Origin of the sequence: Enterobacter sp. RCC_40, from assembly GCF_041360735.1 — a bacterium.
In the GTDB taxonomy this organism is placed as follows: domain Bacteria; phylum Pseudomonadota; class Gammaproteobacteria; order Enterobacterales; family Enterobacteriaceae; genus Enterobacter; species Enterobacter ludwigii.
Map to the genome: position 1 here is coordinate 379,463 of NZ_JBFUPR010000001.1, position 25,772 is coordinate 405,234.

A 25,772-nucleotide genomic window follows, 5' to 3' on the forward strand; every position below is an offset into this window, starting at 1 on the left:
GGGCTTAACCGCGGTTACGGTAACTCACCGTAACCTGATTACTCAGCACCGTTAACGGGGCGTCAAGACGCCCGCCCGCGACAGAATAATACTCGAAACGAAACGGCCCGCCTGCTGGCATACCGGCAGGCAGACGCTGCTCGCCGGAAAAACCGGACAGCGGCAGGCAGCGTGCCGCGCTGCACAGGCGAATGCGAAACCCCGGCGGGGTCAGCCCATGGGTCGCGATTTTCCAGTGTATGCGGGATGCCACAACTCCCGCAGGCAGGGGAGAGGCACTTTGCACCGGTTTGCTTTTCAGTACCTGCTGGCCGCGGGTCAGCGTGCCGCCAAAGCTCTGGTTGCTCCAGGAGCCGTCAGCCGCTATCGCCAACGGCGAAATCAGAAGCAGGACTACCCCTGCTCTCATCATCCTTTTCCTCCAATCAGATACGTCATCCGCACGTTGCGGGAGGTATTGATCTCCTGGCTGGACAGCACTGCCATCTGCGGGAAAATACGACGCAGGTAGCGGGACAGCATCAGGCGCAGGGCCGGATTGACCAGCAGCACCGGCGGTGCGCCTAATCCCTCCTGATGCTGCAGCGCCTGTTCGGTCTGCTTCATCAGGTTTTCCGCAATGCCAGGTTCGATGGCGCTACCGCTCTGGGTTGCCTGTACCAGAAGTTGTTCCAGCGACAAATCCAGCCCAATCAGTTGAATATCCCCGTCGCCCGGGAACCACTGTTGGGTAATAGCGCGGGAGAGACGTGCACGCACGCGGGTGGTCAGCTCGTCGGCATCGCTCTGGGCGGTGGCAAACTCTGCCAGCGTATCGATGATGGTCCGCATGTCGCGGATCGGCACGCGTTCGGCAAGCAGGTTCTGCAGCACCTTATGCAGCGTGGTCAGACTGATGACCGCTGGGATCAAATCTTCAATCAGCTTAGGAGACTGTTTGGTGATCTGATCGAGCAACTGCTGCGCCTCCTGGCGGCCAAACAGCTCTTCGGTATGGGTGCTGATAAGATGGTTAAGATGCGTTGCCACCACTGAACTCGGGTCAACCACCGTGTAGCCCAGCGTCTGCGCCAGTTCACGGTGAACTTCGTCAATCCACAGGGCAGGCAGTCCAAAGGTGGGTTCGGTGCACGGTGTACCTGGAACTTCACCCTCTGCACAGCCGGGGTTGATTGCCATCCAGCGGTCCGGCTGAACGTCGCCTGAACCAATCGTGACCCCTTTAAGCAGGATGCGGTAGTGCGTCGGAGCCAGATCCAGGTTGTCACGAATATGCACGGCAGGGGGAAGAAAACCCATCTGCTGGGCGAACTTCTTACGAATACCGCGCACGCGGGTCAACAGCTGGCCCTGTTGCTCATGATCCACCATTGGGATCAGGCGGTAGCCCACTTCCAGGCCGAGCGTATCTTCCATTTGAACATCAGACCAGGTCGCCTCGTTGATTTGCGCCACGTCATCTTCCGCAGCATCGGTATCGGCCTGTACGCCACCGCTCTTTTTCACATCGCCTTCGCGACCGCGCAGCCACCAGGCGACGCTCAGCAGGGCGGCAGTAAACAGCAGGAAAACAAAATTTGGCATGCCGGGGATCAGACCCAGCAGACCAATCACGCCCGCCGCCAGGACAATCACGCGTGGAGAGGTAAACAGCTGGCCCACCATCTGCTCGCCCACATCCTGATCGTTGGCGACGCGGGTGACCACTACACCGGCGGCGGTAGAAATCACCAGCCCCGGGATCTGCGCCACCAGACCATCACCGATGGTCAGCAGGGTATAGGTTTCCCCGGCTACGCCCGCTGACATGTCGTGCTGCATCACGCCGATCACCAGACCACCGATAATATTGATCGCCATAATCAGCAGTCCGGCGATGGCATCGCCGCGCACAAACTTGCTCGCACCGTCCATCGAACCGTAGAAATCGGCTTCCTGCGTCACCTCTTTACGGCGGCGTTTTGCCTCTTCTTCGCCAATCAGTCCGGCATTCAGGTCGGCATCTATCGCCATCTGCTTGCCCGGCATGCCGTCGAGGGAGAAACGCGCGCCCACTTCCGCAATACGCCCCGCACCCTTGGTGATCACCATAAAGTTAATGATGATCAGGATGACGAAGACGATAATCCCGATGGCGAAATTTCCGCCGACCAGGAAGTGACCAAAGGCCTCCACCACCTGACCCGCCGCTTCCGAGCCGGTATGGCCGTTCATCAGGATCACGCGCGTGGAGGCCACGTTCAGCGCCAGACGCAGCAGGGTGGAGAACAGCAGCACCGTCGGAAACGCCGAAAACTCCAGCGTATTTTGTGTAAACATGGCGACCAGCAAAATCATGATCGACAGCACGATGTTGAAGGTAAACAGCAGGTCCAGCACAAAGGTCGGCAGCGGCAGGATCATCATCGCCAGGATGGTCATGATCAGCACCGGCCCGGCCAGCACCTGCCACTGGGTTTCCTTCATGTTGGGTAATCGTAATTTGGTGGCGATATTGGCCATCACTCTCTACTCTCTTGTGCAAAATCCATCCCCACGGGAACGGGGAGATCTTTAGGTGTCAGCGGACGTAAGCCATAGCCTTTACGCCAGCGCTTAAGGCCATAAACCCAGGCCAGCACTTCCGCCACCGCGCTGTACAGCTCGGCGGGAACCGGTGTGCCGGGGTCACAATGGCGATACAGGGCGCGCGCTAGCGGCGGCGCCTCAAGCATGGGGACCCGGCTCTCTTCGGCCAGCTCGCGGATGCGCAGGGCAATTAATCCGCTGCCGCTGGCAACCACCACCGGCGCGCCCATGGCGCCGTCCTGATACTTCAGGGCGACCGAATAGTGGGTCGGGTTATTCACCACCACGTCGGCGGTGGGGACATCGCTCATCATTCGCTGCTGCGCCATCTGGCGCTGCAGCTGGCGAACCTTACTTTTAATCAGCGGGTCGCCTTCCTGATTTTTGAATTCGTCTTTGATTTCCTTCAGGCTCATGCGCAGCTTTTTAAAGTTGCTCCAGAGCTGGTAAACCACGTCGAACGCCACCATCGGGATCAGCGATAAAATAATGGCCAGCATGCAGCCCAGCAGCAGGGTGCTGATATCGCTAAGCGCCATGCCGAGCGGTTCAAACATCAGGCTGATAAACTTCGCTTTGTTAAACCACAGGAACAGTCCGCCGCCGACCGCTGCCAGCGTGACCTTCAGAATGCTCTTCACCATCTCCGACACCATTTGCCCGGAAAACAGGCGCTTGATGCCGCTCAGCGGATTGAGCTTCTTCAGGTTAAATTTCACGGCCTTAGCGCTTATGTTCAGGCCGCCAATGAGCGACGGCGTGGCGACGGCGGTGAGAAACAGCCCGCCGACGAACGGCAGCAGCGCCAGGAAGGCGATCCCCAGCAGCGATGCGGCGTGATGCAGCATCTGCTGCGGGTCGCTGACTAACAGCCGGTCAAACGTCAAACCGTTATGCAGCAGGTGCTGCAGCTGTTTTGCCAGCCAGCCCCCCGCGACCATGATTAACCCCCAGCCTGCCAGCAGCATGAGGAGGCTCGTCAGCTCGCGCGATCGGGGAACCTGTCCCTCTTCACGCGCTTTTTGCTTTCGGTGGGGTGTGGGGTCTTCTGTTTTTTCGCTGTCGTTTTGTTCTGACATACCTTTCGCCCGGCGGGATTAGAAGCCGAGAGACTCCAGCAGATCGTCCACCTGCTCCTGAGAGGCAACGACCCCCTCGGCACGGGTATCGATTTGCGGACCATTCTTCAGGTGCGCATCGCCCGTTTCAGCAATCGCATCGCGCTCGCTCATGTTTTCCACCAGCACGCTGATCAGCTCTTTCTCAACGGTCTCAATAACGTGCATCAGGCTTTGCAGCACCTGCCCGGTGAGATCCTGAAAATCCTGCGCCATCATGATTTCGGTCAACTGGCGGTTGGTTTGCTGGGTCACATCCGGCACCTGGTGAAGAAAGGTACGGGTGGCTTTGACCAGCTCGCGGGCGTCGTCCAGCGGCTGCGGATTTTCGAACCAGGCATCCCAGCGCGTGCTCAGCGCGGTGGCGCTATCGCTCAGCCCTTCCTGCAGGGGACGCGCCACTTCAACGCTTGTCAACGCGCGGTCGGCTGCCTGCGAGGTCTTGCCGACCACGTAGTTCAGGCGGTCGCGGGTGTTCGGAAACGCATCCGCCACCTCCATAATGGCCTGTTCCAGACCGAGGTTGGCCATGCTGTCGCGCAGCAGGCGGGTCAGTTGCCCGATGCGAACGAAAATCTCTGTGGCGTTATCCGCCTGCATGTTTAACGGGGTGTTCATAGGGGTTACCCGATTTTTTCAAAGATTTTGCCGAGCTTTTCTTCCAGCGTGGCAGCGGTGAACGGCTTAACGATGTAACCATTGGCACCCGCCTGAGCAGCGGCGATGATGTTCTCTTTCTTCGCTTCCGCGGTCACCATCAGCACCGGCATTTTTGCCATGGCCGCGTCGCTGCGGATGGTTTTCAGCAGCTCAAGCCCGTCGACATTTGGCATATTCCAGTCGCTGACGACGAAATCGAAGTCGCCTGCACGCAGTTTGTTGAGCGCGTCCTGACCGTCTTCGGCCTCGTCAATGTGCTTGTAGCCCAGATCCTGCAGCAGGTTTCGTACGATGCGTCGCATGGTGGCGAAGTCATCCACCACCAGAAAACGCAAGTTTTTATCCGACATGGGGAAATCTCCTTAATGTCATGAGTCGGTTTTAGATGAATTTTTATAGTGAAAACTGTCCAGCAGGCACTGGCAGATATCGTCAAGATCGACGACCTTTTTCGCGGCACCGAGGGCAATGGCTTCCCGGGGCATGCCGAAAACCACGCAGGTGGCTTCGCTCTGTGCGAGGGTAAACGCCCCGGTCTGGCGCAGGTGCAGCAGGCCGCGCGCGCCGTCAGCGCCCATGCCGGTTAACAGGGCGGCGCTGGCGTGTTTGCTGGCCTGACGTGCCACCGAGTCAAAGAGCACATCCACCGAGGGGCGATGGCGATTCACCGGTGGGGCATCGCTGAGCCTGACCCGGTAGCCGTTGTCGTGGCCGAGGATCTCCATGTGGCTGTCACCCGGTGCTATCAGGGCACAGCCCGGGCGTACCGGTTCACCATCCTGCGCTTCACGCACGGCAATCTGGCACAGAGAGTCGAGACGCTGGGCGAAAGAGTGGGTGAAACCGGCAGGCATATGCTGGGCGATGACAATCCCCGGCGTGCTGACCGGCAGCGGCATCAACACCCGACGCAGCGCCTCCGTGCCGCCCGTGGAAGAGCCAATGGCGATGATGCTCTGCTGACGTACGGGAATACCGGCGAGAACCGGTCGGGTGACGGGACTGTGCAGTGCCAGTTTTGCACGAGCGGCGACGCGGATCTTCTCCACCACCAGTTGGCTCCAGGTCTCGATATTCTCTGCCCCGCGGTGTTCTGGCTTGGGCAGAAAATCGACCGCGCCGTGCTCCAGCGCGCTCATGGTCGCTTTCGAACCTCGGGTGGTCAGGGAGGAAATCATAATGACCGGCATCGGGCGCAGGCGCATCAGGCGGGAGAGAAACTCCAGCCCGTCCATCCCTGGCATGTCGATATCCAGCGTCAGCACGTCCGGGTTGAGCTGTTTAATTAGCTCGCGGGCAATAAACGCGTCCGGCGCCGTGCCGACCATTTCCATATCAGGCTGCTGATTGACTACCGCACTGAGCATGTTACGCATCAGGGCCGAATCATCGACCGCCAGCACACGAATCGCCTTCACCGTGTGGCCTCCGTCAGTTCATACACCGACTGCCCGCGCAGGCGCAGCGGAATATGTGCGTGGTTAAAATGTTCCGAGTGGCCCACAAACAGCAGGCCGCCGGGCTTAAGCAGACGCGCAAAGCGCTGCAACAGGCGCTGCTGCGTCGGCGCGTCGAAATAAATCATCACGTTGCGACAGAAAATGGCGTCGAACGGCCCGGGTACGGACCACTTCTCGTCCAGTAAATTAAGCTGCTGATAGTGAATGGCGGAAAGCAGCTCCCGTCTGGCTTTCACCCACTCGCTGTTGTCGCCCGTGCCGCGCAGAAAGAAGTGACGCTTCTGCGCCAGCGTCAGCGCATCCAGATCGCTCAGCCGGTAAACGCCCGCTTCCGCTTTTGCCAGCACCTCCGTGTCGATATCCGACGCCCAGATGCGCGGCCCGGCCACCGACGCGCCCAACAGCTCGTGCAGCGTCATCGCGATAGAGCAGGGCTCTTCGCCCGTTGACGCGGCGGTACACCAGACGCGATAGCCCGACGCGCGCTGGCGCGCATGTTCCGCGAGGATCGGGAAGTGATACGCCTCGCGGAAAAAGGAGGTCAGGTTGGTCGTCAGCGCGTTAATAAAGTTCTGCCATTCCGGGTGTTCTGAGTGCGACTCAAGAAGGCCGATATAGTCGCTGAACGTGGCAAGACCCAGCGTGCGCACGCGACGGGAGAGACGATTAAAAATCATCTCCCGCTTTTGCGCGTTGACGACAATTCCGGCGCGCTGATAAATTAATTTCCCGACACGCTGTAATTCGCTGTCGGTCAAAGAAAGCGTATTCAGGGATAAGCGTGCAGAAGTGCTGATAATTTCACTCATAGAATAGGAGCAGACCTTAAACCGGTGTATTCATTATTTCCTGATACGCGCCGATCATTTTATTTCGCGCCTGCATACCAAAGCTGAATGAAATAGAAGACTTCTGCATCGCGAGCATCACGTCATTCAGGGCAATATCGTGACTTCCGGACATCCACTGCTGTGTTTTGCTCTTTGCCTCGACCTGGGTTTTATTTATTTCGTTAATACTGTTAAATAAAACGTCAGAAAAAGAGGGCGTGTCGCCGCGCGGAGACTGGAGGCGAGTAGACGCCCCGCCGACCTGCTGCGCCTGACGCTGAATTTGATCGAGTACGCCATGCATTAATGTTGCTGACATGTTCAATTCCTGGTAAATGAGATAAAAACCGCTGTTTGTTGCACATCTTTTAAACGTCGACAGCTTAACACGCGAATAAAAACCTCAGAAAATCCAATAAGCCGACAGAACTTTGAGCTTATTTATCCTTAAAAAAAACGCCTTTCAGACGATAATGCCCGCCTGAAAAATTCTTATATTTTTGAAATCGTCGACATCACTCTCGCGAATTTCGTGAGCTGACGCGCATCACCGATGCGTGCTATTTCATACAGGAATACGGCATGAGTGCCACACTAAATGATTTAACCAACAATCCGGCAGAGCGAATTAAATCAATACTGTCCTCACTTCGCAGCAGTCCGAAGCTTTTGCTGGTGATTTGCGGCGCTGCGGCGCTTTCCGTCATCATCGCCTTAATGTTCTGGGCAAAGGAGCCGGACTACCGGGTGCTGTTCAGCAACATCAGTGATGAAGAGGGCGGCGCGATTGTTGCGCAGCTCTCGCAGCTCAACGTCCCTTATCGCATTGATACCGCCGGTGGCGTCATCATGGTACCAGGATCCCAGGTACATGAAGTGCGGATGAAGCTGGCGCAGCAGGGGCTGCCGAAAGGCGGCTCGGTGGGCTTTGAACTGCTCGATCAGGAGAAGTTCGGCGTCAGCCAGTTTACCGAGCAGGTGAACTACCAGCGCGCCCTGGAGGGCGAGCTGGCGCGCACCATTGAAAATCTCGGGCCGATTCAGAGCGCACGCGTGCATCTGGCCACGCCGAAACCGTCGATGTTTGTCCGTGAACAGAAAAAACCGACCGCGTCAGTCACCGTGAACCTGCTGCAGGGCCGCACCCTTGACGACAGCCAGGTGGTGGCCATCACCCATCTGATCTCCAGCGCCGTCACCGGGCTTTCTGCCGAGAGCGTCACCATTGTCGATCAGCGCGGTAACCTGCTGACCCAAAGCGGCGTGCGCGGCTTGCAAACGGCGCATCTCAAATACACCAACGACATTGAGAGTGACTACCAGCAGCGTATTCAGCGCATTCTGGCCCCGCTGGTGGGGGACGAAAATATTCGCGCGCAGGTCACGGCGCAGATTGACTTCACCGAGCAGGAGCAGACGCTGGAGCAGTATCAGCCGAACAGCGAGCCTGAAAAAATGGCGATCCGCAGCCGTCAGGCGAGCCTCTCTGAGCAGGGCAACCGCCGCGGCGCAGGCGGCGTGCCGGGAGCGCTGAGCAATACACCGCCCGCACCGGCCACCGCACCGCTGACCCAGCCGCTCAACACCCCGGCGGATGACAATAAAGAGAAAACCACCGGTAACAGCGCCAACCGTGAGCCAGCCCAGCCGTATAACAACCGCAGTGACGAGACCACTAACTTTGAGGTGGATCGCACGCTAACCCACACCAAATCCAATACGGGACGTATTCAACGTCTCTCGGTGGCCGTGGTCATCAACCATTTGCCGCAGGGGGAAGAGGGTAAACCCGGCCCGATCGGTGAGGCGGAGTTGACCCGCATCAACGCCCTGGTGAAAGAGGCGATTGGTTACAACGCCGCGCGCGGCGACAGCGTCAATATTCTCAACTCCGCGTTTAACGGCGTGGTGGAAGCTCCGGTACCGCCGTTCTGGAAGCAGGAAAGTTTCTACGTCCTGCTGATGGCGATTGCTCGTTACCTGGTGATTGCGATTATCGCCTGGGTGATGTGGCGCAAGCTGGTCCAGCCAGCCTGGATCCGCCACCAGGAGACCACAATCCGTCGTCTGGAGATGGAGAAAGAGGCGCGAGAGGAAGAGATCGCGGCGAAAAAACGTGCTGCGGAGAAAAACAACCGCGACCGCGCCCAGATGCGGGTGGATACGGAACTCAATGGTCAACAGCTGCGTGAGCTGGCAGAGCAGGAGCCGCGCGTTATCGCCCTCGTTATCCGCCAGTGGATGAGTAAGGAGCCTAAATAATGAATGCCTCAGAAAAAAGCGCCATCGTCATGCTGACGCTGGGAGATGTCCTGGCGGCGGAGGTGTTCAAGCACCTCAACGCCCACGAGGTAAAGCAGATCAGTAGCTCAATGGTCAATATGGCGGGCTTTACCCACGACCAGATGGCAATGGTATTAGAACAGTTCAAGAAAGACTCCAGCGAATATGCCGCACTGAGTCTCAATACCAACGATTATCTGCGCAGCGTGCTGGTGAAGGCGCTGGGCGAAGAGCGTGCCTCCTCGCTGCTGGAAGACCTGCTGGATACCCATCAGGGCGGCAACGGCATTGAGACGCTCAACTTTATGGAGCCACAGTCGGTATTCGATCTCATTCGTGAGGAGCATCCGCAGATCATCGCCACCATCCTGGTGCATCTTAAGCGTAACCAGGCGGCGGACGTGCTGGGCAAATTTGACGACCGCGAGCGTAACGACATCATGCTGCGTATCGCCACCTTTGGTGGCGTACAGCCTGCCGCGCTGCAGGAGCTCACCGAAGTGTTGAACAACCTGCTCCACGGTCAAAACCTGAAGCGCAGCAAGATGGGCGGCGTGCGTCCGGCGGCAGAGATCCTCAACCTGATGAAGTCTCACCAGGAAGAGGCGGCCATCGAGGCGGTACGCGAATTCGACGGCGAGCTGGCGCAGAAGATTATCGACGAGATGTTCCTGTTCGAAAATCTGGTGGAAGTGGAAGACAGAAGTATTCAGCGCCTGCTGCAGGAGATCGAGAGCGAGACGTTGATCATCGCCCTGAAAGGGGCCGACGAGCCGCTGCGCATGAAGTTCTTCCGCAACATGTCCCGTCGTCAGGCCGAGCTGATGACCGACGACCTGGCCTCCCGTGGCCCGGTTCGTCTGTCGCAGGTCGAAGCCGAACAGAAGACGATCCTCAACGTGGTCCGTCGCCTGGCCGAGTCTGGCGAGATCCTGATTGGAGGCAGCGACGATGCCTACGTTTAAGGATACCCACGCCCAGGAGTGGCACAGCTGGCAACCTGAAAATCTGCTCGGGGAACCCCTGGAAACGCCGCTGCCGACGCTGGATAGCGCCCAGTCCGAGGCGCAGTTGAAAGCCGAGCTGGCACGCCTGCGGAAACAGGCGGAGCAGCAGGGCTTCGCGCAGGGACAGCAGCAGGGACAGGACGAGGGACGCAAGCAGGGCTATGAGGCGGGCCTTAAAGAAGGCCGTGAGGCGGGCCTTGCAAAGGGTATGGAGCAGGCGCGCGCGGATCAGCAGACGGTGCTGCGTGAAGCGGAACAGTGGGTCACTCACTTTAAGCTCGCGCTGGAGAACCTCGAAAGCCTGATCCCTGGCCGTCTGGTGCAGTTCGCGCTCACCGCCGTGCAGCAACTCTACGGCAACGCCAGCATGGTGGATAACCAGGCCCTGGTGAGCCAGATCCGTAGCCTGATGAAACAGGATGTGCTGCTCCACGGTACCTTTAAGCTGTATGTGAATCCGGACGCGTTTACCTCGGTTGAGCAGGCGCTGGGTGAGACGCTCACGGCGATGGGCTGGGAGCTGCACCGGGACGCGCACCTGGCGTCCGGCGGCTGCCGCGTGGTGTCACCTGATGCAGAGGTGGACGCCACTATGGAAACGCGCTGGCAGGCGCTCTGTCAGCTGGCTCGCGAGGAACTGTCGCAATGAGCGCGCAGCTAAAAAAATGGCTATCCGTCCTCGACCGGGTGGAAGAGAGACTGGCGCAGGTACCGGATTTTCGCCAGTACGGCAAGCTGACGCGCGCCACAGGCCTGGTGATGGAGGCGGTTGGGCTGAAGCTGCCGATTGGCGCGTTGTGCATCGTGGAGCGCCAGACGGAGCAGGGCATTATCCCGGTTGAAAGCGAGGTGGTCGGCTTCAATGGTCAGACGCTGTTTCTGATGCCGCTGGAGCACGTCGACGGCATCCTGCCGGGGGCGCGTATTTACGCTCTGCAAAACGACAGCCATGCTGGTAAACAACTGCCTGTGGGCCCGCATCTGCTGGGCCGCGTGCTGGATGCGCAGGGCCGACCGCTGGATGGTCGTCCCGCGCCGGGGAATCCGTCGGCGGGGCTATTTACGCCAACCCTCAACCCGCTCCATCGCGACCCGATTAAAAACGTACTGGATGTCGGCGTGCGCGCCATCAACGGTCTGTTGACGGTGGGGCGCGGCCAGCGCATGGGCCTGTTTGCCGGATCCGGTGTGGGCAAAAGCGTGCTGCTCGGCATGATGGCGCGCTTCACCACCGCCGATGTCATCGTGGTGGGGTTGATTGGCGAGCGCGGCCGTGAAGTCAAAGATTTTATTGAAAATATCCTCGGCGAGCAGGGGCTGGCGCGCGCGGTGGTGGTTGCCGCGCCGGCCGATGTCTCGCCAATTTTGCGTATGCAGGGGGCGGTCTATGCCACCCGCATCGCCGAAGATTTTCGCGATCGCGGCCTCAACGTACTGCTGATCATGGACTCCCTGACGCGTTACGCCATGGCGCAGCGCGAGGTGGCGCTGGCCATCGGCGAACCGCCCGCGACCAAAGGCTATCCGCCGTCGGTCTTTGCCCGCCTGCCTGCGCTGGTGGAACGGACCGGTAACGGCGTGAAGGGCGGCGGGTCAATCACCGCGTTTTATACCGTGCTGACGGAGGGGGATGACCAGCAGGATCCGATTGCCGACTCCGCGCGGGCGATCCTCGACGGACATATCGTCCTGTCGCGTCGTCTTGCCGAAGCGGGCCACTATCCGGCCATTGATATCGAAGCGTCGATCAGCCGCGCCATGACCGAACTGATCCCGCACGCCCAGTACCGCAAGGTGCAGCGCTTCAAACAGCTGCTTTCTGCGTATCAGCGCAACCGCGATCTGGTAAGCGTAGGCGCATACGTTAAAGGCAGCGACGCGATGCTGGATCTGGCGATCGACAAATACCCGTCACTGGAGGCGTACCTCCACCAGGCGATCCACGAACGCAGCGGTTATGACGACGCCGTGCATACCCTGTCCGGGCTCTTCCCGGACGTCAGGGACTAACCGGGAGGCGCCATGAAGGTAAACAACCCAATGACCCTGCTGCGTGACATGGCAGAGGAGACGCTGACAAAGACCACCCGCGCGCTGGGTGGCGTGCAGCAGCAGCTTCAGCAGGCCGTCGCCCAGCATGAACAGTTGCAGCACTACGAGCAGGAGTATCAGCAGTCCCTGCGTCAGGGAATGATGGGCAACGGCATGTCGGTGGCGGATCTGGTTAATCATCAGTCGTTTATTTTGTCGTTGAAGCAGGTGGTGAAGCAGCAGCAAGGCCATGTCGACGCCTGTGAAAAGGCGGTTGATAAGGTCAAACAGAACTGGGTGCAGAACAAGCAGCGCCTGAACGCGTTTGAAACGCTGATTGAACGCCGCGCGACGGCGCAGGCGTTGGTTCAGAGCCGACATGAACAAAAGCTGATGGATGAATTCGCGCAGCGTGCCGGACAAAAGAGAGAAAGGCTATGAACATTGATATTGCTGCCCTGTTACTGGGCGGCGGGGCGCAGGGCAAACCGAAAGCCGGGTTGCTGTCTGACGAGGATTTTGGCCCTGCACTGGAGGGCAAGCTGGCGCAGCTGTTTACCGGTCTGGATCCGCAGGCGCTGCCGGAGGCGATGCTGCCCGCCGGTATGCTGCCGGAACAGCTCACGGAGGTGACGGTGGGGAATGATGAGGAGATCGCTGACACGCTGCTGATGGCCCCACCGGGGCTGGCGGAGGCGCTGACGGGTGTGACCATCACAGAAGTTGAAGGGGAAGAAAGCCCGCAGTGGCAGCTACAGCAGCTGATTACCCGCAGCGTGACGGGCGCGGAGACAGCGGTGAAGCCAGAGCCTGGCAAGCCTGCGGTGGGCGAGAAGCCTGACGCGCAGGGCGGTAAAACGTTAACACCCCTCAGCGTGACGGAGAAATCACCCGCGGTGACGACGACGCCTCTGACGGCGCAGTCTGCGCCGGTCGCGAGCGAAACGGTCGCCACGCCAGAGATGTCATCAACTGCTCCGGTCAGTGCCGTGGCGCTACCTGCCGCCGTACGCACCAGCGTTGCCCATGCTCCGCAGCAGGTGGTTACCGTGAATCACCCGCCGGAAACGCCGGAGTGGAAGCAGTCGGTAAGCCAGCATATCGCTATCTTTAGCCGCAACGGCCTGCACAGCGCCGAGATCCGTCTACACCCTGAGGAGCTAGGTTCACTGCAAATTTCCCTGCGCGTTCAGCAGGATCAGGCGCACATTCATATCGTCAGCGAGCATTCTCACATTCGCCACGCCATGGAGCAGGCCATGCCTCAGCTGCGCGCCGCGATGGCGGAATCGGGGATTCAACTCGGTCAGGCGAACGTCAGCGACGAGGGACAACAGTACGCTGCGGCAGGTAAGCAGCGCGACAATACGCCGGGCGAGCAGCAGGCTCAGCTGGAGGGCGAAGGGCAGCCTGACGATGACGACAGCGTCCCGACATTATTAACCACCACGCCGGGAAATATATACGGAATTAATACCTTTGCCTGAAGTGGCGAATTAGCTTCAGGAATGAAATTTTATCACCTGATTATCAGGATGATTAAATGGACTACAATGTCCGCCATATTGACACGAGGGTAGTACGCTGCCTTCTCTTATTTATCAGGTGTACGTTCAATGAGTAATAAAAATAAAAAGGTCGCCAGCGGCGGAGGGTCTCGCTCGCTTCTGATGACGTTCATGTTTTTGACTGCCGTTGCGGCGTGCGGGTTTTCCGGCTACCTGTTCTGGGAAATGAAATTCGCCAAACCGGCAGGCGAGGTGGTGGAAGAAGAAGTGAAAACAGCGCCAGCGCCTGCGCAAGTCGAGCCGCTTTACGCCTCGATGAATACCTTTACCGTGAGCCTGAAGCCGACGGCGAATGAATCCGATCGGGTATTGTACCTGGGTTTATCTATTCGGGTGGCAGAGCAGAAGTCGCTTGCCGTTCTGGAAAAATATTTACCGGAATACCGCAGCCGCTTATTTATGTTGCTCACCCATCAGACCTATGAAGATTTAGCCACCGACGAGGGGAAACGCCGCCTGATTACTAACATTCAGAGCGAGCTGGATAAACCGCTGGCGTTTAACCAGTCCATTCGCGTCACTGACGTCCTTATTAACGAATTTATTCTGCGGTAATAATTATGGCTGACAGCTTTTTATCACAGGATGAGATCGACCGTTTACTGAACGCCGATGCTGAGAGCAGTAGCGATCTCAATAACAGCCGTACAGACGCAGGGATAAAACCCTACGACCCGCATACGCAACGCCGGGTTATTCGTGAACGTCTGCATTCGCTGGAAATTATTAACGAACGTTTTGCCCGTCAGTTCCGTATGGGGCTGTTTAACCTGCTGCGCCGTAGCCCGGATATTACGGCGGGAAATATTAAGATCCAGCCGTATCACGAGTTTGCCCGCAACCTGCCGGTGCCGACAAACCTGAACCTGCTGCACCTTAACCCGCTGCGCGGCACCTCGCTGATGGCCTTCTCGCCGGGGCTGGTGTTTATGGCCGTGGACAACCTGTTTGGCGGCGACGGTCGTTTCCCGACCAAGGCTGACGGGCGTGAATTTACGCCAACCGAACAGCGCGTGATCCACCGCATGCTGTCGATGGCGCGCGAGGCGTACGAATTTGCCTGGAGCTCGATATACAAAATCAAAACGGAGTACATCCGTTCGGAAATCCAGGTGAAGTTCACCAACATCACCTCATCGCCCAACGATGTGGTGGTCACCACGCCGTTTTCGGTGGAGATCGGCTCGCACCGCGGGGAGTTCAACATCTGTATTCCCTTCAGCACCATTGAACCGCTGCGAGAGCTGCTGAGTAACCCGCCGATGGACAACTCCCGGCAGGAAGATACCCAGTGGCGTGGCCTGCTGGCGAGCCAGATGCGGGAAACGGAGCTGGAGCTGACGGCACGCTTTGCGGATGTCGGTACCCGCCTCTCCCGCGTGATGCAGATGAAGAAAGGCGACATTATCGCGCTCGATAAGCAGGAGTTTATCGAAGCCAGCGTGGGTGGCGTACCGGTCTTCACGGCCCGCTACGGCGCGGTTAACAATCAATATGCCCTGAAGGTCGAGCAGATGATTCAGCCTTCATTACTATCATTAAACAAGGAGTAATTTCCCCATGAGCGATATGAGCACCTCATCGGGTTCTGACGATCAGTCCATTGATAATCTCTGGGGTGATGCAATGAGCGAACAGCACGCGGCGGGAATTACCGACACCATGGCTGCACCGCAATTTTCTGACGAGATGAACCTGATCCTCGATATCCCGGTAAAAATGACCGTGGAGCTGGGGCGTACCAAAATGACCATCAAAGAGCTGCTGCGCCTGAGCCAGGGCTCGGTGGTGTCGCTGGACGGGCTGGCGGGGGAACCGCTGGATATCCTGATCAACGGCTATCTGATTGCGCAGGGTGAAGTGGTGGTCGTTTCCGATAAGTTCGGCATCCGCATCACGGATATCATCACGCCGTCTGAACGTATGCACCGCCTGAGCCGCTAATGAACGCCACTGACTCCCTCCCGGCGACCGGCTCGGTGCTGATGACGGTCACCGGCGCGCTGGCCCTGATTATCCTGCTGATGGTGGCGATGGCCTGGGCTGCCCGCCGCAGCGGGCTGTCGCGTCGGCTCAACGATGCCCAGGGCAACATGACCCTGGTGGCGACCCAGTCGCTGGGGCCGCGCGAGCGCCTGGTGCTGGTGGACGTGGGCGAGCAGCGGCTGGTGCTGGGCGTCACCGCTTCGCAGATTACCTGCCTTGCGACGCAGGCGCGCCCGGAGCACGCCCCGCAAACCTCTGCGCCTGTGACCTTCCCGCAGATGCTGGAAAAGCTGCGCCAGAAATACCGTTCGGGAGGTGAGCAATGAACCGCCGCCTGCTGCTGGCGCTCGTCCTGATGTTGCCTGCCGCCGGTGCGCTGGCGGCCAACGGTGATATCACCCTCGGTAAACCGGCGGGGGAAGAGGGCTGGACGCTGCCGGTGCAAACCCTGCTGCTGCTGAGCGGGTTTACCTTTATTCCTGCCGTACTGCTGATGATGACCGGCTTTACCCGCATCATCATTGTGCTGGGGTTGATGCGTAACGCCCTCGGCACGCCCACCGCGCCGCCAAACCAGGTGCTGGTGGGGCTGTCGCTGTTTTTGACCTTTTTCGTTATGTCTCCGGTGTTCAGCCAGATCTATGAAAAAGCCTGGCAGCCGCTGCAGGAAAACAAAATCACCATGGAAGTGGCCCTCACGGAAGGGGTGAAACCGCTGCGTGCCTTTATGCTCGACCAGACTCGCGAAAGCGATCTGGCGATGTTTGCCCGTATCGCCAAAACCCCGGATATCGCCTCGCCGGAAGCGGTGCCGCTCAGCATTCTGATCCCGGCGTTTATCACCAGCGAGCTGAAAACCGCCTTCCAGATTGGCTTTACCATCTTTATTCCGTTCCTGATTATCGATCTGGTGGTCGCCAGCATTCTGATGGCGCTGGGGATGATGATGGTGCCGCCCACCACCATTGCGCTGCCGTTTAAGCTGATGCTGTTTGTGCTGGTCGACGGCTGGCAGCTGCTGGTGGGATCGCTGGCCCAGAGCTTTTACAGTTAGGAGAGACCCATGACCCCGGAAAGCGTAATGGTGATTGGCATGCAGGCGATCAAGGTGGGACTGATGGTGTCAGCCCCGCTGCTGGTGGCCGCGTTGGTCACCGGTCTTATCATCAGTATTTTGCAGGCCGCCACCCAGGTCAACGAAATGACCATGACCTTTATTCCAAAGATTTTGATGATCGTCGGCGTAGCGGTTGCGCTGGGACCGTGGATGATGAAAATCTTTATTGAATACACCCGCGCGGTGTTCGCCAGCATTCCTTTCGTGATTGGCTGATGGCCTTCGGACTTCCTCTCGACCAGCTCTACGGGCTGGTCAGTCACACTTTTTTTATCATGGTGCGCATTGCCGCGCTGTTGCACGTTGCGCCGATTTTCGGCGAGAAGGCGGTCAGCGCCCGCCTGCGCGCGGGCCTGGCGCTGTTGATTGCGATCCTGATTGGCGGCACGCTGCCTGATGCGCAGATAGGCCTCTACTCCTGGGAAGGGGTCTGGGTGATGGCGAAACAGGTGATTATCGGCGCGGCGATGGGGCTGACGCTGCAGCTGCTGTTTGCCGCCGTGCGCATGTCCGGCGAAATCATCGGCATGCAGATGGGCCTGTCGTTCGCCACCTTCTTCGACCCAGGCGCTGGCAACAGCCCGGTGATCTCGCGTTTTCTTAACCTGCTGGTGACGCTGCTGTTCCTCGCCTTTAACGGCCATCTCTGGCTGCTGGCGCTGCTGGCGGAAACCTTCCAGACGCTGCCGGTTGACGCCACGCCGCTGCACGCGGGCGGGTTTATGTATCTGGTGACTCACGCGGGGATGATCTTCAGTCAGGGGCTGATGCTGGGGCTACCCGTGATTGCGCTGCTGCTCTGCATTAACTTCATCCTCGGGCTGTTAAACCGCCTGACGCCGCAGCTCTCTATCTTTGTGATTGGCTTCCCGCTGACGCTGACCTTCGGCATGCTGTCACTGTTCCTGATTGCCGAAACGCTGGCACCGTTCTTTGAGCGCCTGATGGCCCTCGGGTTTGACACCCTTGATGGCCTGATTCAGGCGCTGGTCTGACCCTCAATTCATGCAGGCGATACGGGCCACGGTCTCCGTGCCGGAGGCGAGGACTTTGTCGTCCAGCAGGTAGACGGTGCTGGTCGCCTCTTCACCCGGTTTGATTTGCGGGAAGATATAATCGGTCACGTCTTCATCCGAGCTCTGGCCGCCGAGCTTGCGGTGCTGGCTGGTGACGGTCAGATGGAGCCGCTTGCCCGACATATCAACGTCGTAGCGCACTTCACGGTTGACGGCTTTCGGCAGCCCGTCGCGCTTGCCGTCTTTGAAGTGGCTGATGCTGCCGATATAGGTGGTATGCCCGTTGAACAGGCCGTCACGGTAAGAGCGGTAGATACCGCGCGCCAGCGTCGCGTTGTTATCGTCCTCAATAATGTAATACGAGGTCGGCGCAATACAGACCGCCTTATAGGGCGAGGTATAAAACCTGTACAGCGCCATGGCGCCGGTCCCGATAATAACTCCGCCAAGAAACAGCAGCGCGAGCGGGGATTTAATAGTGGCGAAAATAGAACGATTCGCAGTCATTCCCTGAATCCTTAAAGGGTTGTTGGCAGGCAATAAGCCCCTGGAATTTACTCATCTTTTCCGAGCCCGTGGTCACATACAGTACGGCTGCGGGCTTCTCGTCGGTACGGCGCGCCAGAACGTGGCGGGTATAGGTCTGCAGCGTGGATTCAATCAGCGCGGTCTGCGACTGTTTGTCTTGCTGAACCATCACCTCGGTACCGGGCGGCACGCCGGGGCCATTCCAGCGCACAAAGTGCACCGGCTGCGGGCTAAAATCTAAAATGCCGCGCAGGAGTAGCGCTATCACCAGCCCAACGAGCACGCCGCTGAGCGTGACGCAGCTCTTTTGCATGAGCGTGCTGCGGGCGCGCGGCGGGGCGGGTTCGACCGTCGGCGGCACCTCTGGCGCAACGGCCTGTTCGGGGGCTTCCTGCTGCGGGAGGTCTGGTGTCGGCGCTGCTGGCGCCATTTCGCTACCGCTCTCCCGCACCAGCAGGCGATAGCCGCTGCGCGTCACGGCGATGAGCGTGATGGCTTCCTGCAGGTTTAGCTGAGCGAACGCGCGGCGTAACTTGGTGATCATCACCCGCACGCTGTTGTCGGTGACCTCCACCCCGGCGCTGCGCCAGCCGATCTCCATCAGCTGTTCCTGGGAAAGTACTTCCCCATGAGCCTCCACCAGCGCGGCAAGGCACAGACATGCGCTTTGGGGAAGCGTGACGGTCTCTTGCGTATCCGTTCGGGCAAGCGTACGGCTCTGCAAATCCAGCGTCACTAACGATCCAATCGCGATATTGTTTAGCATAGTTATTTGATTCTTCTGGTGTATTGGGTATCGCTTCTGGCTAATGTAATTAATAGTAATGAATGCACGTTATTGCTAGCCGGGAGCCAGAGCGACATGCTTTTTATGTCTTACGTCATCTTTTTGCAACCATTATGTAAAAGCATCCTTAACACTTTTAAGGTTATTAATTGCGGTGTTTTAACCACACCAAAAATAACGTTATAAGCGATTGCGATTTAATCACATTAAAACCAATTGGTTACCATTTTAACTGCGCGTGAGCGGCGTCAGCAGCGTTGATAATGAGACGCTGTTATCACTTTTGGTTAATCATTTTTAATCTGTATAAAATTATTAATTGTGCCGGAAATGGCGGGGCGGCGGTTGCGCAAGAGGTCTGCGAATTTATACTGAGTAAAAAGCAGGTTATTGAATTAATTACACAGTATTCATTTTCTTTACAAGGATGACCGATGTTCTCTCTTAAGCGTTTTATGCATACGTCCGATATGCCGGCCATGTTTCCCGTATTTATCTGTCGTCTGGTGTTAGGTGTATTTTTCTTTTCTGCCGGGTTTAATAAATTATTTGTTCCTGAGAACCAGCTGCTGATGGTGGATACCCTGCACGATGCGGGGATCCCTTTCCCGGTCATTATGGCGGTGGTGGTGGCGTTCTTCGAGTGCAGCATGGGACTGCTGTTGACGCTGGGATTGTTCAGCCGCGTTAGCGCGCTGGTATTAATGGTCATCAGCAGTGTGGCGCTGGTCACGATTGGGATTTACACCATTCCACCCGGGCTGAATTTAATCTCATGGCTGAGCTGGCTGTTTTATCTGCCCGAGACGCTTTATATCGTGCTCTGCCTGTTCCCGCTGACCTGGGGCGGCACCCTTTGCAGCCTCGACGGCTGGCTGGTCAAACGTTGGCAGAAGGTCCGCAAAATTGTTTTTGTTGAGGGTTAACATAAGTGCGCGGTTATCAACGCTTTGAAGGGCATATTTCCTGATGCCTGCATAATAAAATAGCCCTGTAGAGGCAGCATTGTGCTGCCGTTAAAAGAACAGGCGCTGATGTTATGGTTTTTATTGTCATACTGGTCGTTATTTTCATTACCCTGGTGATCCTGGTGCAGGCTGGCGTCATGCCGTGGTTTATTCGCACGGAGGGGCAGCGTCTGCGCACGCAGGTTGATGTCCTGGCGACCCAGCTGCGCGAGCAGCTCGATCGTGTTGAAGCGCAGCAGCGTTCAATGGCCGAAAGCGTGGTCACCCTTAAAAGCTTCGCGCTGGACAAAAGCGCGCCGGGCGAGACAGATAGTGCCGAAGAGACGGGCAGCAGCCGTCAATTTCTCAATGCACTGGTCAAAGAGACGGGCGAACGTCTTGGCGGTCGCGCCTGGATTGTGGACGACACCGGACGCATCATCGGCGATGCCGCCGGTGCGCCGACGGTACAGTCCCTCAACGATATTAACCTGCCGATGGCGGTGCCGTTGCGTGCGCTGGTGGCCCAGTCGGATGGCGGGTTGCGACATACCCATTTTCGCAGCGCCAGCGGCGAGCATACGCTGGTGGTGATGCCCATTCCCGACAGGCCGTGGCTGCTTGCCATTGACGTGCCCACCCGACGAATGGGCGAGCGGCCGGGCATTCTGTTGCATAAGCCGTGGCCGCTGGCGGCCTTGCTGCTGGTCTCTACGTTGACCCTGCTTCGCAGCCTGAACCAGCATCTTTCCCGCCTCAACGAAGAGCTACCGTCGCAGCTGAAAACCGAGCAGGGCGCGCATTTGCCGCCGCTGATGCAGGAGATCGGCGAGCAGGTGAGCGCGATTGCATGGGCAGCCAGCACCATTGCCGAGGAGAATGAACGTCTGCTGCGGGTACCCGAAGCGAACGCCAATATGCTGGCCGTGTTGAGCGAAAGCGCCACGGGCGCGATCCGGGCAATGAACGCGCTACATGACGCCGCGCTGCACATTGCCGACAGCAGCGGCACGTTGGTGCAGCTGGCCAGCCGCGCCTACAGTTATTCCCTTCATAACGATGAGAGCGTGTTTGCCGTGGAGTCGCGCAACCTGGCGAGCCGCTGCGCGCGTTCGTCGAAAGAACTCCGGGCCCTTATTGACGATGCGATGATGCAGGCGCAAAGCGGGGCACCTTCGGTGACGCAGAATAACAGCGTGCTGATTGAAGAGGTTTACACGGTGGCGAACACCTTAATTCACCGCACGAGCGGATAATCTACGAGTATTTCATACTATGTTTTCTTCTCTTCAAAGCAGGGCCATTATGCTGGTCTCTGCTTTCTTTATTTTACTGACCCTCATTACCCTCTGGGTTGTTATGCACTTCATTGCGCCCGCGCTGCTGAAACATGAGCACCGGCGCGTGCACTATCAAATTAACGCGCACACCGCCGCCGTGACGCAACTGTTGTCGCGGGTACAGGCGCAGCAGCGCGTATTGACGGAAACCGTCGCGCAGCTCGACAGCGCGCAAATCGACCGTCTGCTTCCTGCCCTGGTTAACCAGAACGGTGACAGCATCCTGTTTGGCGGCGGCGTGTGGCCGCTGCCGGGGAAGCGCGAGCCGGGCGTGGAGAAATACAGCACGTTCTACGCCCGTGACACGCAAAATCAGCTGCAGCCGAACAGTACGTGGAATCAGCCGGATGCGGCTGCTTACTGGCAGCAGCCGTGGTTTAAGGCTGGGATGCGTGCTGCAAAAGGGCAATGTGCGTGGGCCGACGCCTATGTAGACGCCGCCAGCCCGCAGCCGCGAACCAACTGTGCGATGCCGATCTGGCGCGACGGTCAGCTGTGGGGCGTGGCGACGCTGGACGTGACGTTGGGCTTCTTTAATGAGCTTGCGCGCAAGATCGCAGAGCCGCTGCAGGGTGGCGTGCTGATTGTCGAAGCCAACGGCAAAATTATCGGCTACAGCCGCGCCAGCGACACCACGCCGCAGCTGAAAAATATTAACGACCTGCCCGGAGATGAAATCGCCCTTCTGCAGGAGATGCTGGCGCAGGGCAGCGGTGGCTACATCGAACGCACCTATGAGGCTGACGATGGCGAACACACTATCTTTCTCTCTCCGATTGCCGGAAGCCCGTGGTTTGTGGCAACCGATACCCAAAGTAGCTTGCTGAACCAGCAGACCCACAGCATTCTGCTGCGTCTGGGGATGGTGCAGATCCCGCTGCTGCTGCTGTTGGGAGTGGTTTTGATTCTGACCGTGCGCTTTATGATGCGTAATCTCCAGACCGTGAGCGACCGTCTGGCCGCGCTGTCCGCGGGCGGGGCCGATCTGACCCTGCGCCTGCCGCAGAGCCGTACACGCGAGCTGAACGCTATTGCCGACAACGTGAATACGTTTATGCGCTATCTGCAGGGGTTGTTACAGCAGGTTGGAGCGAGTACGCGCACGATTGCGGCAGCCTCTCATCAGATTGCAGAGGGCAACGTGTCGCTCTCGTCACGCACTGAAGAGCAGTCCGCCTCCCTGACGCAAACGGCGGCGTCGATGGAGCAGATTGCCGGTATTGTGGGCAACAACGCCGACAACGCGGCGGATGCCGACAGGCTGGCCACGCAGGCGGCCGCCGTGGCGCAGCAGGGCGCGACGCTGATGAATGCTGCGGTGGAAAAGATGAGTCATATTGAATCGTCATCCCTGCGCGTGACCGACATCGTCGGGGTGATCGACGGTATCGCGTATCAGACCAATATCCTGGCCCTGAATGCGGCGGTTGAAGCCGCGCGCGCGGGCGAGCAGGGGCGCGGTTTTGCCGTGGTGGCGGCAGAGGTGCGAAGCCTGGCCCTGCGATCCTCCAGCTCGGCGAAGGAGATCCGCGAACTGATTAACGACGCGGTGATCGGCGTGCAGGATGGTAGCCGTCTGGTGCAGGAGGCCGGGGAAACCATGAACGCGCTGGTGTCGTCGGTTAACGACGTTTCTGCCCTGATGGAGGAGGTCAAAACCGCCAGCCGCGAGCAGAGCGTCGGTATTGAGCAGGTAAACGTGGCGGTATGTCAGCTTGAAAGCGCCACTCAGCAGAATGCCGCGCTGGTGGCGGACGTGTCGACGGCGGCGAAGGCGATGGAGGAGCAGGCCGCGGAGCTGGAAAGCGTGGTGAACCGGTTTAGGGTGTGATGCGTGCGCGCTGTCAGTCTTGCCCGGCGGCGCTCCAGGAAGCAACGCAAATGTAGGCCGGGTAAGGCGAAGCCGCCACCCGGCACAAATCTGGAAGGCGCCTCGTCATCCTGGAAGTAACCTTATGTAATCCGTGGTTTACCCTTTTTTTTGTTTTCATCACTTCGTAAAGTGCCCGTGTTGCTGCAACATCCGCAACTGGGCGTGAGAACCTGAAAATACAAGGCGATACATTTTTGTATCGTACATGCGCACACGTCGTTACAATCATGGCGGCGCTGGCGGAGCAACCGTTAGGTTGGTCGGCTCCCTTGTATGTCGATTCTCACCTCCGTCAGCGCCACCACCTTTGAGCGTGAGAACTCGGGTGGTGGTTATATGAATATACAAGGAGACTTTCATATGACTATTCTTTCCACACTCTCTGAATCATCCCGCGTTAACTTTATCGAACAGCTCATTGCCTTACCGCTTCCAGCCTCTGCCGACCTTTTTGATGTGGTCGATATCTGTGCGGCATTCGCGAGCGCGTTGGTTGAGGTCGACAATATACGCGAACGCAACGCGCTCTGCGGGCGCTTGCTACACGCTCTGGATGAGCTGGAGCATCGTTGCGACGATGATCTGCCACCGCATTTGATTGAACAGCTCATTGCAGGGGACGCTGCGCCGTCATGTATGCCGGATAGCTGGCAGGATACGGCCACACCGGTTAGTTATGCGCAAGCGCTGGCACAGGCGATTCTGGGTAATACTCTGCCGCAGAGCGTGAATAAGGCATTGACAGGATTACTGCATGACATGGTGTATCTGTTAGCCGATTTTGTGAAGGAACCTTACCTGCACGCTTAAAAACAAAGCCGGGTGGCGGCTCCGCCTGACCCGGCCTACATTTGCTGTGCAAGCGCAGCGCCGCCAGGCAAGAAGATGATGCACACAAACAAAAAAGCCCTCCGCCAGGGAGGGCAACCGCGCGTGAGGCACGCGCGTAATGACAATGTAAGGTGGTTTGTTACAGATTAACGCAGCAGGGACAGCACGTTCTGCGGAACCTGGTTAGCCTGGGCCAGTACGGACACGCCTGCCTGCTGCAGGATGTTCGCGCGGCTCATGGCTGACACTTCCACGGAGAAGTCGGCGTCCTGAATACGGGAGCGCGCTTCGGTGGTGTTGATGATGTTGGTGTTCAGGTTCGCAATGATGGAGCTAAAGCGGTTCTGAACGGCACCCAGGTCGGCACGGAAGTCGGCAACCTGCGTGATAGCCGCATCCATGTCGGCCAGCAGACCGTCACCCACTGCAACCCCTGCTGCTTTCTTGATTACTGCGGCATCGCCATAACCGGCGTCGGCTTTAGACGTTGGATCGACTGCGCCAGTGGCATCAAGTTTAAATGATTTCACTTCACCCGCTTCATTGATTGCATAGAATGTATCCGCTGCTGCGCCAGTTGCAGAGAAGAACTGCATACCAGAGGCTGCTACATCACCGCCGAAGAGTTCGGTTGAAATCGCATCCATCTTCGCGGCATCAAGCTGCACTGGATTGCCACCAACCGTAACGCTTTCATCCGCATTCACAAGCTTAGCATCGGTCAGTTGAGTAGGTCCGTTCAGCAGCATGTCGGTATCGGCTTCACTCATTTCCTCCATTGCTGCGGAAGTCACGGCATCAATCTTTTGGAAGCCTGCACTGTTAGCAGTCCAGGTTACCTGAGTGAGATCGAGTTTATATAACTTGCCATCGTCTTTGTTCAGGACAAAGGCCTCATCGTCCTTGATATAAACCTCAGGAGCGGCGGTCGCAGCACCACCCGGCATAGCCGCTTTGAGCGCATCAATATCTGCGGCATCAATTTTCCATTTATCAGTACCACCACCTACAACCAATCCCGTGTCGTCAGTCGCTGCTTTCTGAGTGGCTTTACCGGTATAGCTACTACCTGCACCTGCGCCGTTGCCTGTACCGATTTTTGCGAAATCATCCATGAATTTATCCAGACCCAGGGTTTCCATGTCCAGTTTGTTCAGAGATATGTCAATGGTGTCTTCGTCTTTATCACCAATCTGAATGGTGATTTTATCCTTAGAGCCGTCAAAGACCTTCACGCCGTTAAAGTTGGTGGTTTCTGCCACACGCTGAATTTCTTCCAGACGGGTACCGATCTCTTTCTTGATGGAGTCCAGGTCGCTGGCGGAGTTGGTGCCGTTTTTCGCCTGCACAGTCAGCTCGCGGATACGCTGCATGTTTTCGGTCACTTCTTCCAGCGCGCCTTCGGTGGTCTGCGCCAGGGAGATACCGTCGTTGGCGTTACGTGCCGCCTGGGTCATACCGCGGATGGACGAGGTGAAACGGTTAGAAATTGCCAGGCCTGCCGCATCGTCTTTTGCGCTGTTAATACGCATACCGGAAGAGAGACGCTGAATAGCGGTACCCAGAGAAGACTGAGATTTGTTCAGGTTGTTCTGAGCCATCAGGCTCAGCGCGTTGGTATTAATGACCTGTGCCATTGTTATATCCTTCTAAGTGATAACAGTAATAAGTGATATGCGTTCGTTGTTGCGCATACTTCTTTCATCGGGGGGAATAAAAAAGACTGAATTATTTTTTTGTTTTTTTTATTAATGACGTGAAATAGCGTCAGGTCTGTCGCTTATTGTTTAAGTGGAGAGGGCTAATGGCGAAATAAACGCGC

Annotated in this window: 28 protein-coding genes; 17 read left to right on the plus strand and 11 right to left on the minus strand. The window is 57.8% G+C overall.

Annotated elements, in window-relative coordinates:
- Positions 1-4 precede the first annotated feature (4 nt).
- From AB6731_RS01690 to fliE, 8 genes are read right to left on the minus strand one after another with little or no spacing between them, the layout of a single operon-like run.
- The gene (locus tag AB6731_RS01690; RefSeq protein ID WP_371005817.1) at positions 5-412 is read right to left on the minus strand and encodes a flagellar protein FlhE; all 408 of its coding nucleotides are present in this window, start codon (positions 410-412) and stop codon (positions 5-7) included.
- Positions 409-2,502: a flagellar biosynthesis protein FlhA gene (gene flhA, locus AB6731_RS01695; protein ID WP_262104751.1), complete on the minus strand. Its 2,094-nt coding sequence runs from the start codon at positions 2,500-2,502 to the stop codon at positions 409-411. The genes AB6731_RS01690 and flhA overlap by 4 nt, the downstream gene beginning before the upstream one ends.
- On the minus strand, positions 2,502-3,647 hold the full coding sequence (gene flhB / locus AB6731_RS01700) for a flagellar biosynthesis protein FlhB (protein WP_262104749.1): 1,146 nt from the start codon (positions 3,645-3,647) through the stop codon (positions 2,502-2,504). The genes flhA and flhB overlap by 1 nt, the downstream gene beginning before the upstream one ends.
- 18 nt (positions 3,648-3,665) lie before the next feature.
- Entirely contained in the window at positions 3,666-4,304 is a 639-nt protein-coding gene (gene cheZ / locus AB6731_RS01705; RefSeq protein WP_262104747.1) for a protein phosphatase CheZ, read from the minus strand.
- A gap of 5 nt (positions 4,305-4,309) precedes the next feature.
- A complete protein-coding gene (gene cheY / locus AB6731_RS01710; RefSeq protein WP_262104745.1) occupies positions 4,310-4,696 on the minus strand; it encodes a chemotaxis response regulator CheY in 387 nt (128 codons plus the stop codon).
- An 18-nt stretch (positions 4,697-4,714) separates the two neighbouring features.
- Positions 4,715-5,764, minus strand: coding sequence for a chemotaxis response regulator protein-glutamate methylesterase (locus AB6731_RS01715; RefSeq protein WP_371005818.1), 1,050 nt, complete (start codon positions 5,762-5,764; stop codon positions 4,715-4,717).
- Positions 5,761-6,615, minus strand: a complete 855-nt coding sequence (locus AB6731_RS01720; protein WP_262104743.1) for a CheR family methyltransferase — start codon at positions 6,613-6,615, stop codon at positions 5,761-5,763. The genes AB6731_RS01715 and AB6731_RS01720 overlap by 4 nt, the downstream gene beginning before the upstream one ends.
- A 16-nt stretch (positions 6,616-6,631) precedes the next feature.
- Complete coding sequence (fliE, locus tag AB6731_RS01725; RefSeq protein ID WP_041909239.1) at positions 6,632-6,955, minus strand: flagellar hook-basal body complex protein FliE; 324 nt, start codon at positions 6,953-6,955, stop codon at positions 6,632-6,634.
- 263 nt (positions 6,956-7,218) lie between these two features.
- Here fliE and fliF point away from each other — a divergent pair, with 263 nt between their 5' ends.
- The 13 genes from fliF (at position 7,219) to fliR (ending at position 17,623) form a co-directional block, all read left to right on the plus strand.
- Positions 7,219-8,898, plus strand: coding sequence for a flagellar basal-body MS-ring/collar protein FliF (gene fliF / locus AB6731_RS01730; protein WP_262104742.1), 1,680 nt, complete (start codon positions 7,219-7,221; stop codon positions 8,896-8,898).
- Positions 8,898-9,884 (plus strand): flagellar motor switch protein FliG, encoded by a 987-nt coding sequence (gene fliG, locus AB6731_RS01735; RefSeq protein ID WP_041909243.1) that lies wholly within the window; start codon positions 8,898-8,900, stop codon positions 9,882-9,884. Before fliF ends, fliG begins: the two co-directional genes overlap by 1 nt.
- Positions 9,871-10,575 (plus strand): flagellar assembly protein FliH, encoded by a 705-nt coding sequence (locus tag AB6731_RS01740; RefSeq protein ID WP_371005819.1) that lies wholly within the window; start codon positions 9,871-9,873, stop codon positions 10,573-10,575. The genes fliG and AB6731_RS01740 overlap by 14 nt, the downstream gene beginning before the upstream one ends.
- The gene (gene fliI, locus AB6731_RS01745; protein WP_044856799.1) at positions 10,572-11,936 is read left to right on the plus strand and encodes a flagellar protein export ATPase FliI; all 1,365 of its coding nucleotides are present in this window, start codon (positions 10,572-10,574) and stop codon (positions 11,934-11,936) included. The genes AB6731_RS01740 and fliI overlap by 4 nt, the downstream gene beginning before the upstream one ends.
- 12 nt (positions 11,937-11,948) lie before the next feature.
- Entirely contained in the window at positions 11,949-12,398 is a 450-nt protein-coding gene (gene fliJ / locus AB6731_RS01750) for a flagellar export protein FliJ (RefSeq protein ID WP_262104736.1), read from the plus strand.
- On the plus strand, positions 12,395-13,444 hold the full coding sequence (locus AB6731_RS01755) for a flagellar hook-length control protein FliK (RefSeq protein WP_371005820.1): 1,050 nt from the start codon (positions 12,395-12,397) through the stop codon (positions 13,442-13,444). The genes fliJ and AB6731_RS01755 overlap by 4 nt, the downstream gene beginning before the upstream one ends.
- 129 nt (positions 13,445-13,573) lie before the next feature.
- On the plus strand, positions 13,574-14,080 hold the full coding sequence (locus AB6731_RS01760; protein WP_262104733.1) for a flagellar basal body-associated FliL family protein: 507 nt from the start codon (positions 13,574-13,576) through the stop codon (positions 14,078-14,080).
- A gap of 5 nt (positions 14,081-14,085) precedes the next feature.
- Positions 14,086-15,078, plus strand: coding sequence for a flagellar motor switch protein FliM (gene fliM / locus AB6731_RS01765; protein ID WP_041909255.1), 993 nt, complete (start codon positions 14,086-14,088; stop codon positions 15,076-15,078).
- A gap of 7 nt (positions 15,079-15,085) precedes the next feature.
- The gene (fliN, locus tag AB6731_RS01770) at positions 15,086-15,469 is read left to right on the plus strand and encodes a flagellar motor switch protein FliN (protein ID WP_148383978.1); all 384 of its coding nucleotides are present in this window, start codon (positions 15,086-15,088) and stop codon (positions 15,467-15,469) included.
- Positions 15,469-15,837 carry a flagellar biosynthetic protein FliO gene (gene fliO, locus AB6731_RS01775; protein WP_262104731.1) on the plus strand — a complete coding sequence of 123 codons (369 nt, stop codon included), beginning with the start codon at positions 15,469-15,471 and terminating at the stop codon, positions 15,835-15,837. The genes fliN and fliO overlap by 1 nt, the downstream gene beginning before the upstream one ends.
- The gene (fliP, locus tag AB6731_RS01780; protein WP_371005821.1) at positions 15,834-16,565 is read left to right on the plus strand and encodes a flagellar type III secretion system pore protein FliP; all 732 of its coding nucleotides are present in this window, start codon (positions 15,834-15,836) and stop codon (positions 16,563-16,565) included. The genes fliO and fliP overlap by 4 nt, the downstream gene beginning before the upstream one ends.
- Positions 16,566-16,574: 9 nt before the next feature.
- Positions 16,575-16,844 (plus strand): flagellar biosynthesis protein FliQ, encoded by a 270-nt coding sequence (gene fliQ / locus AB6731_RS01785; RefSeq protein ID WP_013097797.1) that lies wholly within the window; start codon positions 16,575-16,577, stop codon positions 16,842-16,844.
- Positions 16,844-17,623, plus strand: a complete 780-nt coding sequence (gene fliR, locus AB6731_RS01790; protein ID WP_262104729.1) for a flagellar biosynthetic protein FliR — start codon at positions 16,844-16,846, stop codon at positions 17,621-17,623. Before fliQ ends, fliR begins: the two co-directional genes overlap by 1 nt.
- A 3-nt stretch (positions 17,624-17,626) precedes the next feature.
- On the opposite strand, the gene AB6731_RS01795 is transcribed toward fliR, so the two are convergent.
- Both AB6731_RS01795 and AB6731_RS01800 read right to left on the minus strand, forming a co-directional pair.
- Positions 17,627-18,151 carry a hypothetical protein gene (locus tag AB6731_RS01795; protein WP_371005823.1) on the minus strand — a complete coding sequence of 175 codons (525 nt, stop codon included), beginning with the start codon at positions 18,149-18,151 and terminating at the stop codon, positions 17,627-17,629.
- On the minus strand, positions 18,117-18,938 hold the full coding sequence (locus tag AB6731_RS01800; RefSeq protein ID WP_262104725.1) for a winged helix-turn-helix domain-containing protein: 822 nt from the start codon (positions 18,936-18,938) through the stop codon (positions 18,117-18,119). The genes AB6731_RS01795 and AB6731_RS01800 overlap by 35 nt, the downstream gene beginning before the upstream one ends.
- Positions 18,939-19,393: 455 nt before the next feature.
- On the opposite strand from AB6731_RS01800, the gene AB6731_RS01805 reads away from it, so the two are divergent.
- From AB6731_RS01805 to AB6731_RS01820, 4 genes are all read left to right on the plus strand, one after another.
- Complete coding sequence (locus AB6731_RS01805; RefSeq protein ID WP_262104723.1) at positions 19,394-19,885, plus strand: DoxX family protein; 492 nt, start codon at positions 19,394-19,396, stop codon at positions 19,883-19,885.
- 113 nt (positions 19,886-19,998) lie between these two features.
- Complete coding sequence (locus AB6731_RS01810; RefSeq protein WP_262104721.1) at positions 19,999-21,162, plus strand: methyl-accepting chemotaxis protein; 1,164 nt, start codon at positions 19,999-20,001, stop codon at positions 21,160-21,162.
- A 19-nt stretch (positions 21,163-21,181) separates the two neighbouring features.
- Complete coding sequence (locus tag AB6731_RS01815; RefSeq protein ID WP_262104719.1) at positions 21,182-23,077, plus strand: methyl-accepting chemotaxis protein; 1,896 nt, start codon at positions 21,182-21,184, stop codon at positions 23,075-23,077.
- A 402-nt stretch (positions 23,078-23,479) separates the two neighbouring features.
- Entirely contained in the window at positions 23,480-23,929 is a 450-nt protein-coding gene (locus tag AB6731_RS01820) for a hypothetical protein (protein WP_262104717.1), read from the plus strand.
- Between the two features lie 167 nt (positions 23,930-24,096).
- On the opposite strand, the gene AB6731_RS01825 is transcribed toward AB6731_RS01820, so the two are convergent.
- Entirely contained in the window at positions 24,097-25,587 is a 1,491-nt protein-coding gene (locus AB6731_RS01825; RefSeq protein WP_371005824.1) for a flagellin, read from the minus strand.
- Positions 25,588-25,772 lie beyond the last annotated feature (185 nt).

What these genes read in the sequence shown, in the direction of transcription:
- fliQ (WP_013097797.1), top strand. Translation starts at nt 16,575, where the DNA reads ATGACCCCGGAAAGCGTAATGGTGATTGGCATGCAGGCGATCAAGGTG.
- AB6731_RS01760 (WP_262104733.1), top strand. Translation starts at nt 13,574, where the DNA reads ATGAGTAATAAAAATAAAAAGGTCGCCAGCGGCGGAGGGTCTCGCTCG.
- fliI (WP_044856799.1), top strand. Translation starts at nt 10,572, where the DNA reads ATGAGCGCGCAGCTAAAAAAATGGCTATCCGTCCTCGACCGGGTGGAA.
- fliP (WP_371005821.1), top strand. Translation starts at nt 15,834, where the DNA reads ATGAACCGCCGCCTGCTGCTGGCGCTCGTCCTGATGTTGCCTGCCGCC.
- AB6731_RS01805 (WP_262104723.1), top strand. Translation starts at nt 19,394, where the DNA reads ATGTTCTCTCTTAAGCGTTTTATGCATACGTCCGATATGCCGGCCATG.
- AB6731_RS01740 (WP_371005819.1), top strand. Translation starts at nt 9,871, where the DNA reads ATGCCTACGTTTAAGGATACCCACGCCCAGGAGTGGCACAGCTGGCAA.
- AB6731_RS01690 (WP_371005817.1), bottom strand. Translation starts at nt 412, where the DNA reads ATGATGAGAGCAGGGGTAGTCCTGCTTCTGATTTCGCCGTTGGCGATA.
- fliE (WP_041909239.1), bottom strand. Translation starts at nt 6,955, where the DNA reads ATGTCAGCAACATTAATGCATGGCGTACTCGATCAAATTCAGCGTCAG.
- cheZ (WP_262104747.1), bottom strand. Translation starts at nt 4,304, where the DNA reads ATGAACACCCCGTTAAACATGCAGGCGGATAACGCCACAGAGATTTTC.
- AB6731_RS01815 (WP_262104719.1), top strand. Translation starts at nt 21,182, where the DNA reads ATGTTTTCTTCTCTTCAAAGCAGGGCCATTATGCTGGTCTCTGCTTTC.
- fliJ (WP_262104736.1), top strand. Translation starts at nt 11,949, where the DNA reads ATGAAGGTAAACAACCCAATGACCCTGCTGCGTGACATGGCAGAGGAG.
- AB6731_RS01825 (WP_371005824.1), bottom strand. Translation starts at nt 25,587, where the DNA reads ATGGCACAGGTCATTAATACCAACGCGCTGAGCCTGATGGCTCAGAAC.
- fliM (WP_041909255.1), top strand. Translation starts at nt 14,086, where the DNA reads ATGGCTGACAGCTTTTTATCACAGGATGAGATCGACCGTTTACTGAAC.
- fliR (WP_262104729.1), top strand. Translation starts at nt 16,844, where the DNA reads ATGGCCTTCGGACTTCCTCTCGACCAGCTCTACGGGCTGGTCAGTCAC.
- fliN (WP_148383978.1), top strand. Translation starts at nt 15,086, where the DNA reads ATGAGCGATATGAGCACCTCATCGGGTTCTGACGATCAGTCCATTGAT.
- AB6731_RS01800 (WP_262104725.1), bottom strand. Translation starts at nt 18,938, where the DNA reads ATGCTAAACAATATCGCGATTGGATCGTTAGTGACGCTGGATTTGCAG.
- AB6731_RS01795 (WP_371005823.1), bottom strand. Translation starts at nt 18,151, where the DNA reads ATGACTGCGAATCGTTCTATTTTCGCCACTATTAAATCCCCGCTCGCG.
- AB6731_RS01810 (WP_262104721.1), top strand. Translation starts at nt 19,999, where the DNA reads ATGGTTTTTATTGTCATACTGGTCGTTATTTTCATTACCCTGGTGATC.
- AB6731_RS01720 (WP_262104743.1), bottom strand. Translation starts at nt 6,615, where the DNA reads ATGAGTGAAATTATCAGCACTTCTGCACGCTTATCCCTGAATACGCTT.
- fliF (WP_262104742.1), top strand. Translation starts at nt 7,219, where the DNA reads ATGAGTGCCACACTAAATGATTTAACCAACAATCCGGCAGAGCGAATT.
- AB6731_RS01755 (WP_371005820.1), top strand. Translation starts at nt 12,395, where the DNA reads ATGAACATTGATATTGCTGCCCTGTTACTGGGCGGCGGGGCGCAGGGC.
- cheY (WP_262104745.1), bottom strand. Translation starts at nt 4,696, where the DNA reads ATGTCGGATAAAAACTTGCGTTTTCTGGTGGTGGATGACTTCGCCACC.
- fliO (WP_262104731.1), top strand. Translation starts at nt 15,469, where the DNA reads ATGAACGCCACTGACTCCCTCCCGGCGACCGGCTCGGTGCTGATGACG.
- fliG (WP_041909243.1), top strand. Translation starts at nt 8,898, where the DNA reads ATGAATGCCTCAGAAAAAAGCGCCATCGTCATGCTGACGCTGGGAGAT.
- AB6731_RS01820 (WP_262104717.1), top strand. Translation starts at nt 23,480, where the DNA reads ATGACTATTCTTTCCACACTCTCTGAATCATCCCGCGTTAACTTTATC.
- flhA (WP_262104751.1), bottom strand. Translation starts at nt 2,502, where the DNA reads ATGGCCAATATCGCCACCAAATTACGATTACCCAACATGAAGGAAACC.
- flhB (WP_262104749.1), bottom strand. Translation starts at nt 3,647, where the DNA reads ATGTCAGAACAAAACGACAGCGAAAAAACAGAAGACCCCACACCCCAC.